The organism is Bradyrhizobium sp. Leo114 (assembly GCF_055229415.2).
Map to the genome: position 1 here is coordinate 1 of NZ_JBUYEN020000049.1, position 14,981 is coordinate 14,981.

Genomic DNA, 14,981 nt, shown 5'->3' on the forward strand with positions numbered 1-14,981 from the left:
CTTCCTCAAATCCAAAGAGTAAGGCTTGCCCATCCATGCCGGCCTCCAGCCCAGCCAGCATGGTGAATCAGAAACCGCCTGATTTGGGAATCCCAAATCGATTCAAGCTAACTTCATTCCGCTTTAGGCGGGGACGACAACGGTGCGAGGTGTGAGAGAATCGTAGGATGGGTAGAGCGAAGCGAAACCCATCATTCGCGCGGCTTGCTCGATCGCGATGGGTTTCGCCGCGCTCTACCCATCCTACGGCGCTAATGCTTCGCCCGTCACGACAGCCGCATCTCGAGCAGCCGGCGGCCTTCGCCCTTGAGCAGCTTCTTCACGGCGCTGGAAGCGATCACCTCGCCGTTGTTGGCGTAGGCTTCGTGGTTCTTCTCGATATCGTCGAGGCGATAGAGATAATTGACCATGATGCCGGCGGATTCGCGCAAGCCTTTCGGCGAGAGGTCGCCGAGCCAATTGATGCGCTCCAGCCGCGCGCCGTTGCCGAGGTGGAAGCGCGCCACCGAATCGATCAGGCGTCCCTTCGGCGTTCGCGCTTTCAGGAAATAATAGGCGGCGAGCGGCTCCAGCACGGTCCGGAGTTGCGCGGCCAGTTCGGCAATGTCGAACCAGTCGGGCTTGCCGAGCCCTTCCAGCAGCAGCCGATCCTCGTCGGAGAGCGGGGCGTCGCTCGCCTGCCTCAGCCATTGCATGAAGCCCGGCACCGGCGACAGCGTCACGAAGGTGTCGAGCTTCGGCAATTCGCGGCGCAGTTCCTCGACCACCTGCTTGATCAGGAAACTGCCGAAGGAGATGCCGCCGAGCCCGCGCTGGGTGTTGGAGATCGAATAGAACACGGCGGTGCGGGCGCGCTCGATCGGCACCGGCTCGCGCTGCTCGGCGAGCAGAGGTGCGATCGCGCCGGGGATCGTCTCGGTCAGCGCGACCTCGACGAAGATCAGCGGTTCGTCGTTCAGCGCCGGATGGAAGAACGCGTAGCAACGGCGATCGATGGGATCGATGCGGCGGCGCAAGTCGTTCCAGTCGCGGATCTCATGCACCGCCTCGTAGCGAATGATCTTCTCCAGAATATTGGCCGGTGTCGACCAGTCTATCCTGCGCAGCACGAGAAATCCCCTGTTGAACCAAGAAGAGAGCAGATGGGTGACGTCGCGGTCGAGCGACTCCAGGTCCTTGTTGCCCTTCATCAAGTTGAGCAGATCGGCGCGCATCGACACCAGTTCGCTGGTGCCGCCCGGCGCGCGGTTGAGCCGGCGGATCAGTTCCTGCCGGCGCGGCTCGGAGGCGAAATGCAAATCGCTGGCTTCACCGTCGTCGGAACCCTTGCGCCAGGCCTCGATCGCCTGCATCAGCTTGGCGCGGTCAGGCCCGAAATCCCGGGAGAGCGTCTGGAAAAACGCCAGCCGCCCCGCGGCGTCGAGATGGTGATAGCGGTCGAGCACCTCGCGCGCCATCGCAGTGCCGGAGGCTTCGCCACGGCCCGAGAGCAGCGCCTCGCACAATTCAAGAAGCTCGGAGGCGTCCTGCTTCGTTTCCAACGAATTGCCTCGCCGGAGCAGCGTACGGCCGCGCTCGGAAATCGTTGCCAGCAGGTCGGAGAAAAAGGCATTGGCCATGGGAGGGATCGAATCCGATTACACCGAAGCTTACATAGGATTTAGGTTCCTGCCGACTATACTCAAGAACACCATTTTGTCATGACTTGCCAATGGAGTCTCGCGTTCATTCCTTGCCCGCAAACTCCGTCGGCGTCTTGCCGGTCACCTGGCGGAACGCATGGGAGAACGCCGGAACGCTGGCATAGCCGAGGTCGGAGGCGATCTGCTTGATCGACACATTAGATTCTGTCGACAGTCGTTCAATCGCGGCCGCGATGCGGGCGCGCTGGCACCAGCTCTTGAAACTGAGCTGCGTCTCCGACGAGAACAGGCGCGACAAGGTTCGCGCCGACGTGCCGACCTCGCGTGCCAGCGTCTCGATTTCATATTGGGCGGTTGGATTGGCGAGGACGATGCTGGCGGCGCGCCGGCAGCGCGGTTCCTGCGGCAGCGGAATGAAGGTCGCGGAATCCTCGGCCTGGTCCAGTTCCAGCATGACCAGTTGCAGCAGAAGCGCAGTCCGCTCGTGATCGTCCCGTCTGTCGAACAGCGCCAGGATGGTCTGATGCAAGAGCGGCGATATCCGCACCACGAATTCGGCACCGAGGCTGTTGCCGCGCGCTTTGCGCTTCAGCCACGGCAATTCGAAATACAGCGTCCGCATCTGGATGTCGGCGAGCACGTCGATCGAATGCTCCATCAAGGCCGGCACCCACACCGCGCGATCCGGCGGCACCAGCCAGCGACCCTTCGGCGTCGTCACCTGCATCGTGCCTTCGGCGGCGTAGACCAGTTGCGACTCGCGGTGGATGTGGGTGTCGAGCCGCACGCCGCGCCGATAGTGACGCGCGACCAGATGCACGCCGTCGCCGGTGGCGCGCTGGCCCCGCAAGATCGCGGCAATTGGCGTTTCGGCGACAGTCATTGGCGACATCCCGTCAGGACAACTCCCTATAACCTAGTTCCGGAAGCAAGAGGATTCCCCAAAGGGACATCTAAGGGGAAATCTCAAGAGCACTTCTAAAGGGATCGAAACAGGATCAACGCATGAACAGCCCCGGCCGGGTGATCACCTACGTCAACGCCGCCCATTTCATTGACCATTATTCGATGCTGATCTTCGCCGCCGCCGTCATCGTGATGGGTCCGGCGCTCGGCATGGCCTATTCGGAATTGCTGCCATACGCCACCCCGGGCTTCATCGCCTTCGGCGCCGGCTCGCTGCTGACAGGCTGGCTCGGCGACCGCTGGAGCCGCCGCCATATGATGGTGATCTTCTTCATCGGCATCGGGCTGTCCATGATTTCGGTCGGCTTCGTGCAGACCCCGCTGCAGCTTGGTGCGGCGCTGCTGGCGATCGGCGTGTTCGCCTCGATCTACCATCCGGTCGGCACTGCCATGATCGTGTCCTATGCCGACAAGCTCGGCCGCGAGATGGGGCTGAACGGGGTCTGGGGTAATCTCGGCGTCGCCTCCTCGGCGCTGGTCACCGGCGTGATCGGCCAGTATCTCGGCTGGCGCTTTGCCTTCATCATTCCCGGCATCGTCACCGTGCTGCTCGGCATCGCCTTCGCGCTGACCGTGGTGCATGAGGATCGCAAGGGGAGCAAGCAGGCCGCAGCCCAGGCGCGCGTCGCGAAGAAGGACATGTGGCGCGTGATCCTGTCGCTCCTGATCGTGGTGATCGCGATCTCCACCACCTTCAACGCGGTGACAGTGGCGCTGCCGAAACTGTTCGCCGAACGGCTCGCCGACCTGACCAGGAGCCCGGCGCTGCTCGGCGTGATCGCAGCCTGCGTCTATGTGTTCGGCGCGATGACGCAGTACACGATCGGCAAATTGCTCGACCACCATTCGCTCAAGACGGTGGCGCTGCCGCTGTCCTTCATGCTGGCGCCGTTCCTCTATCTGGCAGCGACGCTGTCGGACCTGCCGCTGATCCTGGTGTCGATCGGCATCGTGATGGGCGCGTTCGGCCAGGTCACGGTCAACGATGCCATGGTCGGCAAATACACCAGCGAGGAATGGCGGTCGCGCGCCTATGCGGTGCGCTATTTCGTCGGCTTTACCGCGGCCGGCGCCTCGGTCGGACTGGTCGCCTGGCTTTACGAGCAGGGCGGGTTCGTCACCATGCTGCGTGCGTTCGCCGCGCTCTGTCTATTGGCGATCGCAGCGGCCATTATCCTGCCCAATGAGATCAGGACGCCGGCGCCGCAGGCGAACTGAGGCCGGGGATATTTCGTCGCGGACACGCAAGGTTGATCGTTATGTGAACTGCATCACTTCATGCGTTGCACAATATCTGGCAAACTTGTTTGGGGTAAGGAGTGTGATAGGCTCTTTATGGGTAGATCTTTAGGTTTCGGGGGCTGAGGCTAATTGCGCCTCAACGCTGTATTTGCGGTTTTTGGAGCCCAACCGATCCATGGGTGAGATTCGCGACTTCAAGTCGGGCAGGCACGAGCGGCCGCCGGGTGATCCGACGCCGCGGCGCCTTGCCGCGATCGTCGCAGGCGACATCGCCGGCTACAGCCGCCTGATGCAGCTCGATGAGGAGGGCACGCACAACCGCGTCAAGCGGATCGAGCGCGACCTGATCGAGCCGACCATCGTCGAGCATCACGGCAAGCTGGTGAAGACGACCGGCGACGGCTTCATTGCAATGTTCGACAGTCCGGTCGAAGCCGTCAGGTGCAGCATCGTGATCCAGCAGAACCTGGTCGGCCGCAACGCGGCGGTACCGAGGGACTACTGGATCGAGTACCGGATCGGCGTCAATCTCGGCGACGTCATCATCGAGCCCGACGACATCTATGGCGACGGCGTCAACGTTGCCTCGCGCCTTGAAGGGATCGCCGAGCCGGGGCAGGTCTTCATTTCCGGCGGCATCTACGAGCAGATCAAGCACAAGCTGGTGTGCGGTTACGAGTCGCTCGGCGACCGCAAGGTCAAGAACATCACCGACCCGGTGCGGGTGTATCGCGTGCTGCCGGATGCCGCGGCCTTCCAGCGGACGCGCCGGCGGCGCGAGAACGTCCTGATCTTCCTGCTCAGCATCACGCTCGCGATCATCGCCGGCGGCATCCTCTGGTCCTTGCTGATACCGCGGAGCGAAAAGCTGGCGGTGCGAACCCCGGCGCCAGCGGCATCACCGTCGCCGGCGGCATCGCCGAAGGCGGCCGAGCCGGCGCCCGCCACGAAACAGGCGGCAGCTCCCGCTGCCAGTCCCACGGCGCAACCGCAGCCGCCGCAGCCCTCCGCGAGCCCGGCGGTGACGGCGGTCGCGCCCCCGACGCCGCCCACGCCGTCCGTGCGGGAGCCCGAGATGGTCGCGCTTCAGGGCGGCAGCTTCTCGATGGGCAGCAATGACGACGCGTCGGAGCGGCCGATCCGAAGGGTGACGGTCAAGCCATTCGCCATCGCCAAATATCCGGTCACGGTCCGCGAATGGAACGCGTGCGCCGCCGCCAAGGTGTGCGGCTTCACGGCGACCGGAAAGGACGAGGCGCCGGTCACGAATGTGAGCTGGAGCGATGCCAAGCAATACGTCACCTGGCTCGCGGACGTCACGAAGAAGGCCTATCGGCTTCCGAGCGAAGCCGAATGGGAGTTTGCCGCCCGCGGCGGAACGCAGACCAGATATTGGTGGGGCGAGCAGATGCAGCCGGGCATGGCCAGTTGCAAGGATTGCGGCGACAGCGCCGCCGCCGAGCAGCCGACCAAGGTCGGTAACTTCAAGTCCAATCCGTTCGGCCTGCATGACATGGGCGGCGGGGTCGACCAGTGGGTCGAGGATTGCTGGCACAAGAATTATCAGGGTGCCCCGGCCGATGGTTCTCCCTGGCTTGGCGGAGACTGCACATCCCATGTGCTCCGCTCCGGCTCCTGGAAGAATGACACGCGTTATGTGCGACCGGCCAATCGGGATAACTACGACACCAACGTTCGATATCCGACCCATGGCTTCCGGGTCGCGCTGTCGCCTTAAAGTATTTGGATCGGGGAGGGGGGCAATGAGAGTTGCGCGTACACTTCTGATTTCTGCGGTCCTGTCGTCGCTTACGAACGTTGCGCACGCGCAGGATAAACCTGCACCGAAGGATGCGGTCCTGTATTTTGTCTGGCCGCAGAATGGCGCGACCATCAAGGGCGCATTCTGGGCCCGCTTCGGCCTGCGCAACATGGGCGTGACCCATGCCGGCGACGACTATGCGAACGCCGGTCATCACCATCTGCTGATCGACGTCAACGAGCCGCTCAATCCGAACGAGCCGATCCCATCGGACAAGTCCCACCTGCATTTCGGTGCCGGCCAGACCGAGGCGCGTATCGAGCTGCCCCCCGGCAAACATACCCTGCAGCTCGTGCTCGGCGACGCCAAGCACTATCCCTTCAAGCCGCCGGTCGTGTCGGAGAAGATCACGATCCGCGTCAGATGAATTTGTAGTGTCGGCCGGCTTGCCCAAACTGGCGGTTGCGTGCTCTCCCATCATGCGGTTTGTTGCGGCAGCCGGGCAACAGACTCGGCGGGGAGGAAGCCGATGCCCAGTCAATTGCCCCTTATCGCAGGCCTTGTTCTCGCGGTCGCCATGATGGCCGCTCCGGCCAGTGCCGACGCGCTGAAGGACGAGATCGCGCCGACCGGCAAGCTCCGCGTCGCGATTGCGATCAGTCCGGCGGGCGGTGCGTTCTGGTGCACCAAGACCGAAACCGGCTATGCCGGCGTGCCGGTCGATCTCGGCAAGGCAATGGCCACGCAGCTCGGCGTACCCGTTGAATATGTCGTGCACCAGAATTCTGGACAGATCACCGATGCGGCATCGAAGGGCACCTGGGACGTCACCTTCCTGCCCAAGGATCCAGAGCGCGAAACCAAGATGATGTTCGGCCCGATTTATGAGGTCGCGGACGCCACCTACATCGTCAGGCCGGGCTCGGCGGTGACGAATTTCGCCAGCCTCGACCAGCCGGGCGTCAAGGTCGCCGCCGTCAACAACACCACCACCATGCGGGGTGCGATCGCGCACCTGAAGAACGCCAAGGTGACGGGCTATCAGACCTATGACGAGATCTTCAATCTCCTGAAGAGCGGCGAGGTCGACGCGTTCGCACTCTCGCGCGACCAGCTCAATGCGATGGCGAAGAAGATTCCGGGCACCCGGGTGCTGGACGAAACCTTCAAGCAGACGGTGACTGCGGTCGCGGTCCCGCTGAATCATCCGCTGTCGGCGACTTTTGCGACCAAGTTCATGACGGAAGCGACTGCCAACGGCACGCTCCGCAAAGCCTATGACAATAACGGGCTGAAGGACGCGCCGATCCGGACGCAGGCCAAATAGGCGCCCAGTCCTCAGTGTGCGTGCCGTATAGGCAGCGTGCCCAAATCAGCGGCACGGCTTCACCAGGGCGGCGCAGCGACAACTGCCTAAAGCCCTGCAATTCCCGGCCGTTCTCCACCGATCGGCGAGCACCGCTGTTGGCACATCGATTGCTTTTGGATGTACCAGTCAATGACGACTGCCGTCCTTCGGATTGCCTAGGCCAGCGTTGGCTGAAGGTGCAGGGATCAAAGCGACCTTATTCGGACGCGCCGAGCAGTCGTTAAAGACGCCACCCCATATCCCTGTTCCAACTGGGCTCCGCCAACCGCAGCGTCGCAGCAGGAATTGTCTCATTCCTGTCGCGCCGTAGATCCGGCGCGCGTCCAGGACGGCCACTCATCCTTCATATCCGCGCTGCGGCCGAGCCGCGGTGTTGTTGGTTTTGCGAACAAGGGGAACTGGAATGGCCTATCTCGTGCCTTCGGAATTTGTCACCAAGATGGTGGACGCGGGTGAGTCGAAGATCTTCATGTCGACGCGCGACACGGTGATCCGTGCTTATATGGCAGGCGCGATCCTGGCGCTCGCCGCGGCCTTTGCGGTGAGCGTCAACGTATCGACCGGTGTGCCGATCGTCGGCGCGGCGCTGTTTCCGGTCGGTTTCTGCATGCTCTATCTGTTCGGCTTCGATCTTCTGACCGGCGTGTTCGTGCTGTCGCCGCTGGCCTGGATCGACAGGCGGCCGGGCGTGACGCTCGGCGGCGTGCTGCGCAACTGGGGCTTGGTGTTCATCGGGAATTTTGCCGGCGCCTTCACCGTGGCTGTGATGATGGCGATCGTCTCGACCTTCGGCTTCTCTTCGCCGCCCGACAAGGTCGGTCAGATCATCGGCACCATCGGCGAAAGCCGCACGGTCGGTTATGCCGCGCACGGCGCGGCGGGCATGCTGACGCTGTTCGTCCGCGGCATGCTCTGCAACTGGATGGTCTCTGCCGGCGTCGTCGGCGCAATGATCTCGACCACCGTCAGCGGCAAAGTGATCGCGATGTGGATGCCGATCATGCTGTTCTTCTTCATGACCTTCGAGCATTCGGTCGTGAACATGTTCCTGTTCCCTTCGGGGCTGCTGCTCGGCGGCAAGTTCACGATCATGGATTATCTGATCTGGAATGAGATTCCGACCGTGCTCGGCAACCTCGTCGGCGGTCTCGCCTTCACCGGGCTGACGCTCTACGCCACCCATGTGAAGACAGCGCCGAAGCGCGAGCGCCAGCGCCTCGCGGCTTGATCTGATCGCGCATATGGGTCTCTCCTTTGCGGAGAGACCCATTGCCTCTTCACCTCGCGATGTCGCGCCATTTGAAAATATCGGTCGGGCAATGTTCCGATAAAGGCCGCAAGGAAACCAATCAGGATTTCCATGGCATCCTGATTCCGAGCGAGCCGCTGCTCGGCCTGAAGGGCATCGCGATCGTGCTCGCCGATGGGATCAGCTCGAGCAGCGTCAGCCGCATCGCAAGCGAGTCGGCCGTCAAGGGGTTCTTGACCGACTATTACTGCACCTCCGAATCCTGGTCGGTGAAGACCTCGGCGCAGCGCGTGCTGGAAGCCACTAATTCATGGTTGCATGCGCAGACCCGGCGCAGCCAGAACCCTTACGAAAAGGACAAGGGCTATGTCTGCACGCTGAGCGCCATGGTGATCAAGTCGACCACCGCGCATATCTTCCACGTCGGCGACTGCCGGATCTATCGTCTCGCCGGCAACAGCCTTGAGCAACTGACCACCGACCACCGCGTGGTCTTGTCCTCGGTGCAGAGCTATCTCGGCCGTGCCTTGGGCGTTAATCCACAGGTCGAGATCGACTACCAGTCGTTCAGGGTCGAGCCGGGCGACATGTTCCTGTTGGCGACCGACGGCATCTATGAGCATGTCGCACCGCGCCAGTTGGCAAAGATGATCGTCGACGGCGCCGATGACCTCGACAAGGCGGCGAAGGCCATCGTCGAGCAGGCCTATGAGCGCGGTAGCCAGGACAATCTCACCGTCCAGATCGTGCGTATCGACGAACTGCCGGAGAGCAGCGCCAGCGAGGCGTTCGGCCAATCGAGCGAGTTGCCGTTGCCGCCGCTCTTGGAAGCCAGGATGGCGTTCGACGGCTACACCATCGTGCGCGAGCTGCATGGCAGCAGCCGCAGCCACATCTACCTCGCCGTTGATGACGACACCGGCACCACGGTGACAATCAAGATTCCGTCGATCGATCTGCGCGACGATCCCGCCTATCTGAAGCGGTTCATGATGGAGGAATGGGTCGCCAAGCGCATCGACAGCCCGCATGTGCTGAAGCCCTGGACGCCACCGCGCACGCGCAATTATCTCTACGTCGTGACCGAATTCATCGACGGGCAGACGCTTCGGCAATGGATGATCGACAATCCGAGCCCGCAGCTTGAGACGGTCCGCGGCATTGTCGAGCAAATCGCCAAGGGCATCCGCGCCTTCCACCGCAAGGAGATGCTGCACCAGGACATCAGGCCCGACAACATCATGATCGACAAGACCGGCACGGTGAAGATCATCGATTTCGGATCGACCAGGATCACCGGCGTAGTCGAGGCGGCGCCCTTGGACGGCCGCAACGAGATTCTCGGCACCCAGCAATACACTGCCCCGGAATATTTCCTGGGCGAGCCTGGCACGCCGCGCTCGGATCTGTACTCGCTCGGGGTCATCACCTATCACATGCTGACGGGACGTCTGCCTTATGGCGCCCGGGTCGCCCGCGCGAGGACCCGATCGGACTTCAACAAGCTCATCTACGGCCCGGCCACGCACATCCGTCCGGACATCCCGATCTGGGTCGATCGAGCAATGGAGCGGGCCGTGCATCCCAATCCATACAAGCGATATGACAGTCTGTCGGAGTTCTTGTTCGACCTCCGCAATCCCAACGCAAAATATCTCACGACGTCATCAACCCCGTTGATCGAGCGCAATCCACTATTGTTCTGGAAATGTACGACGCTCGTGCTGGCGTTCGCCCTGGTTCTCCTCTTGGCCTACGGGGCGCATCGCTTTCATTAGTGCGTGGTGCCGGAGGGGATCGGGTCCAGTCCGCTCTTGATCAGCTCAGCGCGGGCGTCGGGCGATGCGAGGAAGTGGATCAAAGCGCGTCCTGCGTCGGGCCCTTTGGAGGCGCTGGCGATCCCGGCGGAAAACACCGTGATCTTCTGCAGCTCATCCGGCAGCGGCCCGACGATATCGATGCCGGAAACGGGCTTCAGCTCGCTGATCTGCTGCAAGCCGATCTCGGCTTCGCCCTTGGCCACGATCTCGCCGACGGGCGTGGCCGGAATCTTTCTTGCTTTGTCCTTCATCGCTTCGGCAATGCCGAGCTTCTGGAACATGTCGGTCGATACGTAGACGCCGCTGGCGCTGTCGGAATAGGCGATCGACTTTGCCGCGAGCAGCGCGCGCTTCACGGCATCCGCCGAGCTGATGTCCGGCTTTAGCGCGCCTGATTTCACCGCGATTCCGATCGGCGACTTGACGAGTTCGACGCGGCTGTCGGCTATCACCTTGCCTTGCGCGGCGAGGTCATTGAGGGCGTAGCCGACCATGATGAGCACGTCGGCGGGCTCGCCGCGCTCGAGCCGCACCGGAATCGCGTTGACGGTGGTTCCCATCGACGGTCCATAGGCGGTCGACACCTTGTGGCCGGTCCTGCGCTCGAATTCGGGCACCAGGGCCTTGTAGGCGGCGGTCAGCCCGCCCGAGATCATTACGTGGATTTCGGCGGCGGATGCGGAGGCGGTGAGGAAGAGGGCGGCGGCGAGGGCAAGTGCGAGCGCGCGAAAAGTCGCGAAGGGCCGCATGGTCGTTTTTCTCCCGGGACAATTTTCTAGGTGCTCGTCGCGTTGGGCAGACTATTGCGTGCGGGGGCGAGTGGCTAGGGCCTCCACCCGTCATTGCGAGCGGAGCGAAGCAATCCATGTCGCCGCTTGCGGAAGCATGGATTGCTTTGTCGCTATGCTCCTCGCAATGACGGAAAGAGAAGCGCTCGCCTTGTCACGAATTCACGTGCACGAAGTCGCGCAACAGCGGATAGATCTCGTTGTTCCAGCGCTTGCCGCTGAACACACCGTAATGGCCGACGCCGGCCTGCATGTGGTGCACCTTGCGATAGCCGCGCACGCCGGTGCAGAGGTCCTGCGCGGCGAGCGTCTGGCCGATCGAGCAGATGTCGTCGCGCTCGCCTTCGACCGTCATCAGGCCCATGCGCCTGATCGCAGCGGGATTCACCGGCCGACCCCGGTGCATTAGCTTGCCCTGAGGTAGCAGGTGTTCCTGGAACACGTCGCGCACGGTCTCGATGTAGAATTCCGCCGGCAGATCCATCACCGCGAAATATTCATCGTAGAAAGTCTTGATGACGTTTGCCTTGTCCTTCTCGCCCTTGGCAAGATGATTGGCGAGGTCCATGTGCTGCTTGATATGGCGCTCGAGGTTCATGGAGACGAAGGCGGTGAGCTGCACGAAGCCCGGATAGACCTTTCGGAACGCGCCCCGGCACTGGATCGGGACATAGTTGATGAGGTTGTCCTCGAACCACTTTATCGGCTTGCTCTTGGCAAATTCGTTGACCTTGGTCGGCTGGATGCGCGTGTCGATCGGCCCGGCCATCAAGGTCAGCGATGCAGGGCGCGCGGGGTGATTGTCCTCCGACATGATCGCCGCCGCCGCCAGCGCCGACACTGAAGGCTGGCAGATCGCGACCATGTGCGCGCGCGGGCCGAGCTTGTCGAGGAAGGTGATGAGATGGTCCGTGTAATCCTCGAGCCCGAAACGACCTTGGTCGAGCGGAATGTCGCGCGGATTGTGCCAGTCGGTGATGTAGACGTCGTGATCCTGCAGCAGCGTCATGACCGTGCTGCGCAATAGCGTCGCGAAGTGACCGGACATCGGCGCTACCAAGAGCAGGCGCGGGTGCTCGGGTCCATCGACCTTCTTGAAGTGCAGGAGCGATCCGAACGGCGCGGCGTAGGCAACTTCCTCCCGCACCTCCAATTCGCGATTGCCCACCCTCACGCTGCCGATGCCATAGTCGGGGCGGGTGTAGGTCAGGGTGGAGCGCGAGATCAGTTCGAGTGCGGCCGCGAGCCGGCCAAACAACCGGTCCGACGCGCCCTGCGGCACCAGATTAAGATATCTAAGTGCCGCCGCCGCCCCCGTGCGCCATGGTGCCGTCAGGTCCATGTGATTCTGGTAGGCTTGGTACATCATTGACATTGACATCGTACGCAACCGCCCCTTGCCCCGCGTTGCTATGCAATATCGAAGCCAAAGCGGAGTCGAACCGCCCTCGAAATTGGCACGTGGCTTGCTGCTTGGGATATTCGGCGCCCAGGCGATGAGCAGGGGCGATATCCGCAAGGATAGGCTGGAGGCTTTGGGTCCCTGCGGTCGAGGTTGAGGCGTGAAGGAAGGCTCTATGGCAACGACACTGACCATCAGCAGCAAGAACTATTCATCATGGTCGCTGCGTGGCTGGCTGCTGGCGAAATTCGCGAGGCTGGAATTCGAGGAGGTGATCACAGCTCCGGACGACGCCTCGGCCCGCGCGGAACTCCTGCTGCTCTCGTCGTCGATCCTGGTGCCCTGCCTGCGCCACGAGGGCGCTACCGTCTGGGACACGCTGGCGATCGCCGAGTATCTCAACGAGGTCATGCCGAATGCCGGCCTGTTGCCGGAAGACCGCATACAGCGGGCACATTGCCGCTCGATCTGCGGTGAAATCCACTCCGGCTTCACGACGCTGCGGGCATCGCTGCCGGTCAATCTGAAAGGCCATTTCCCGGGCTTCAAGATCTGGTCGCGCGCGCAGGCCGATATCGACCGGATCTGCAGCATCTGGCGCGACTGCCTCGCGGAGTCCGGCGGGCCGTTCCTGTTCGGTGAGCGCCGCACCATGGCGGACGCGATGTATGCGCCGGTCGTCACCCGCTTCATCACCTATGACGTCAAGCTCGAGCCGATGCTGGCGGCGTATGCCGCGACCATCATGTCGATGCCGGAGATGCGGGAGTGGGTCGAGGCAGCCAAGGCTGAGCCCGCCGACGTCGAGGAGCTGGAGGTCGAATATTAGGCAGTGCTGCCTGCCGGCTGCGCGTTCAGCGGGCTCAAGCACGGTGCAAGTACTGCCTAAAGCTCGTGCCACGGCAGCCGCGCGCGAGTAGCGGCAGGCGAGCGGTGGTTGCGCCGCGAAAAATCGCTCGACTCAAATCCAGGCTTGGTTCCAAGCGCTTCGTCCGCTTGGCGACAGCGATCTGCAGGAATCGCTGCGCCGCAGCGCGACTGGCGCGGATTTCGCATGGCACGAACCAAGCTGTGAACGCGACGATGCGACGCTGCCGAAAATTTGGACGCCTTGCGTAGCCGCGGGTCTCGCGATCGAGAACGTTGGAGGCTTCAAATGAACCAGCATGCCGTTGTCAGCAAGTTCTCTCATGTCAAGCCAGGCGATACCGACTTCAAGGGCGGCGGCCTGCGCGACTTCTTCCTCTACCGCGATCTCGGCATAGCCGATGCCACCGGCGGCCAGGTGATCTGCCATCTGGTCAAGGCGAATCCCGATTGCCCGCCCGAGGATGGCACCGGCTGGCATCGCCATGATTGCGATTTCCAGATCGTGATCATGATGAAGGGCTGGGCGCGCTTCATGTACGAGGACAAGCCGACGCTGGTGCAGGCCGGAGACGTCGTGCACCAGCGGCCCGGTATCGTGCACTACCTCTTCGACTACTCACCGGACATGGAATATCTGGAGATCGTGAGCCCGGCGGACTTCAAGACCGTCGACATGCCGCCGGCCACCGACAAGGTGCCGCCGGTGACGCCTTGGAAGTAACTGATTGGGAGTCACCGATCATGTCGTCTCCGGAGGAATTAACTCTTGTGGTTGGCCGTTGGCTGCGGCCGCTGGTTGTTCTCCTGCATGTGGTGCGCCTGCTCGGACTGGCACCGACATCTAGCCGTGAACAACGGCGTACGGCACTCCATCACTGATTCGGACGCGCTTCGTTCCACGGGTGTTCCGAACCTTAAGGCGGCGAATTTTCCCGTCGCATTTTGATACAAGCAAATGCGAGAGGGATGATGCTTCATCCCACTCGCAGGTTTTGCTTCAGCGTGAGCTTCGCGTCGCTCGCGAAGCGGAAGCCGATAGCGACTCTTCTGTGATCTCCTAAGCCACACCTCTTTGCTTGACGCGAGGAAAGCGCCAGGCAATCACGGTCGCCTCGACCGTTCCGCCGGATTCGTCATTGAGCCAATGACCGTCGGTAAAGCGACAGGCGAACGGCAACTGATATGTGCCGCTCTGATCTTCGCAAAGCACTTCGACGATCTCGTTCGGCGGAGGTTCGCCGTTGCCATCGAATTGTGCCAGTCGCTTTTCGCGCGTTGCCATCTGATTATTCTCCACTTCCGATGCGTGGAAACGTTTGAGTTCCCAAAAGCCCCCCGCACCCCGCAATAAGCGGAGGACAGCGCCGGAATGCGGTTACAGTGTGGTATCTCTGACGATGTCGTCGTGCTTTGCGCACATTGCCGTGAGCGCGTGGAGGACTTAATGAACGTTAAGATGATGATCGCCTCGCTCATGATGCTCGTATCCAGCGCGTTGGCATTTAACAAAGTTAATGCTCAGGACGTTCCAGGCATCGAGATCTGTACCGTCGAGAAGACCTGGGAGCGGCGCACGAGCTGCCTGCAGAGCAATGTCGACTTCCTCCAGAAGACGATCACGAAGCTTGTGACCGATCACCAGCAGAAGCTCGATGCGGCCAATCGCCAGATTGAATACCTCAAGAGTGCATCCGCGACCTTGCAGAAGCGCGTGGATGATCTGCTGGCCGCGCAGAAGAAGATGGACGAGGACTTGAAGAAGAAGGCCGACGTGCCGCCGGCAAAGGACGCTGCGCCGGCGGCGAAAGAAGGCGGCAAGTGATGTGTGTCCGTCATTGCGAGCGCGAGCGAAGCAATCCATCTCACCGCT

Annotated in this window: 14 protein-coding genes; 9 read left to right on the plus strand and 5 right to left on the minus strand. The window is 62.1% G+C overall.

Annotated elements, in window-relative coordinates; genetic code table 11:
• Positions 1-266: 266 nt before the first annotated feature.
• On the minus strand, positions 267-1,619 hold the full coding sequence (locus ACZIRK_RS36855; RefSeq protein ID WP_028166088.1) for a malonyl-CoA decarboxylase: 1,353 nt from the start codon (positions 1,617-1,619) through the stop codon (positions 267-269).
• 106 nt (positions 1,620-1,725) lie between these two features.
• Entirely contained in the window at positions 1,726-2,526 is an 801-nt protein-coding gene (locus tag ACZIRK_RS36860) for an AraC family transcriptional regulator (RefSeq protein ID WP_474419181.1), read from the minus strand.
• 122 nt (positions 2,527-2,648) lie between these two features.
• Between ACZIRK_RS36860 and ACZIRK_RS36865 the strand changes: the two genes are divergently transcribed.
• From ACZIRK_RS36865 to ACZIRK_RS36890, 6 genes are all read left to right on the plus strand, one after another.
• On the plus strand, positions 2,649-3,827 hold the full coding sequence (locus ACZIRK_RS36865; protein WP_474419182.1) for an MFS transporter: 1,179 nt from the start codon (positions 2,649-2,651) through the stop codon (positions 3,825-3,827).
• Between the two features lie 199 nt (positions 3,828-4,026).
• On the plus strand, positions 4,027-5,589 hold the full coding sequence (locus ACZIRK_RS36870) for an SUMF1/EgtB/PvdO family nonheme iron enzyme (RefSeq protein WP_028166091.1): 1,563 nt from the start codon (positions 4,027-4,029) through the stop codon (positions 5,587-5,589).
• A 25-nt stretch (positions 5,590-5,614) separates the two neighbouring features.
• Entirely contained in the window at positions 5,615-6,040 is a 426-nt protein-coding gene (locus ACZIRK_RS36875; protein WP_130228171.1) for a DUF4399 domain-containing protein, read from the plus strand.
• Positions 6,041-6,193: 153 nt separating this feature from the next.
• Positions 6,194-6,940 (plus strand): ABC transporter substrate-binding protein, encoded by a 747-nt coding sequence (locus tag ACZIRK_RS36880; protein WP_474419207.1) that lies wholly within the window; start codon positions 6,194-6,196, stop codon positions 6,938-6,940.
• A gap of 445 nt (positions 6,941-7,385) precedes the next feature.
• Complete coding sequence (locus ACZIRK_RS36885; RefSeq protein WP_130228170.1) at positions 7,386-8,210, plus strand: formate/nitrite transporter family protein; 825 nt, start codon at positions 7,386-7,388, stop codon at positions 8,208-8,210.
• A 59-nt stretch (positions 8,211-8,269) separates the two neighbouring features.
• Entirely contained in the window at positions 8,270-10,009 is a 1,740-nt protein-coding gene (locus ACZIRK_RS36890; RefSeq protein ID WP_474419208.1) for a bifunctional protein-serine/threonine kinase/phosphatase, read from the plus strand.
• On the opposite strand, the gene ACZIRK_RS36895 is transcribed toward ACZIRK_RS36890, so the two are convergent.
• Both ACZIRK_RS36895 and ACZIRK_RS36900 read right to left on the minus strand, forming a co-directional pair.
• On the minus strand, positions 10,006-10,800 hold the full coding sequence (locus tag ACZIRK_RS36895; RefSeq protein ID WP_474419183.1) for a substrate-binding domain-containing protein: 795 nt from the start codon (positions 10,798-10,800) through the stop codon (positions 10,006-10,008). The genes ACZIRK_RS36890 and ACZIRK_RS36895 overlap by 4 nt on opposite strands.
• 193 nt (positions 10,801-10,993) lie before the next feature.
• On the minus strand, positions 10,994-12,214 hold the full coding sequence (locus ACZIRK_RS36900; RefSeq protein WP_474419209.1) for a polyhydroxyalkanoate depolymerase: 1,221 nt from the start codon (positions 12,212-12,214) through the stop codon (positions 10,994-10,996).
• 202 nt (positions 12,215-12,416) lie between these two features.
• On the opposite strand from ACZIRK_RS36900, the gene ACZIRK_RS36905 reads away from it, so the two are divergent.
• Both ACZIRK_RS36905 and ACZIRK_RS36910 read left to right on the plus strand, forming a co-directional pair.
• Positions 12,417-13,070, plus strand: a complete 654-nt coding sequence (locus ACZIRK_RS36905; protein WP_474419184.1) for a glutathione S-transferase — start codon at positions 12,417-12,419, stop codon at positions 13,068-13,070.
• Between the two features lie 327 nt (positions 13,071-13,397).
• Positions 13,398-13,832, plus strand: a complete 435-nt coding sequence (locus ACZIRK_RS36910) for a cupin domain-containing protein (RefSeq protein ID WP_474419185.1) — start codon at positions 13,398-13,400, stop codon at positions 13,830-13,832.
• Positions 13,833-14,168: 336 nt separating this feature from the next.
• Here the strand turns inward: ACZIRK_RS36910 and ACZIRK_RS36915 are convergent, their stop codons facing one another.
• Complete coding sequence (locus ACZIRK_RS36915) at positions 14,169-14,393, minus strand: hypothetical protein (RefSeq protein ID WP_130228166.1); 225 nt, start codon at positions 14,391-14,393, stop codon at positions 14,169-14,171.
• 174 nt (positions 14,394-14,567) lie between these two features.
• On the opposite strand from ACZIRK_RS36915, the gene ACZIRK_RS36920 reads away from it, so the two are divergent.
• Positions 14,568-14,933: a hypothetical protein gene (locus tag ACZIRK_RS36920; RefSeq protein ID WP_155255357.1), complete on the plus strand. Its 366-nt coding sequence runs from the start codon at positions 14,568-14,570 to the stop codon at positions 14,931-14,933.
• Positions 14,934-14,981 lie beyond the last annotated feature (48 nt).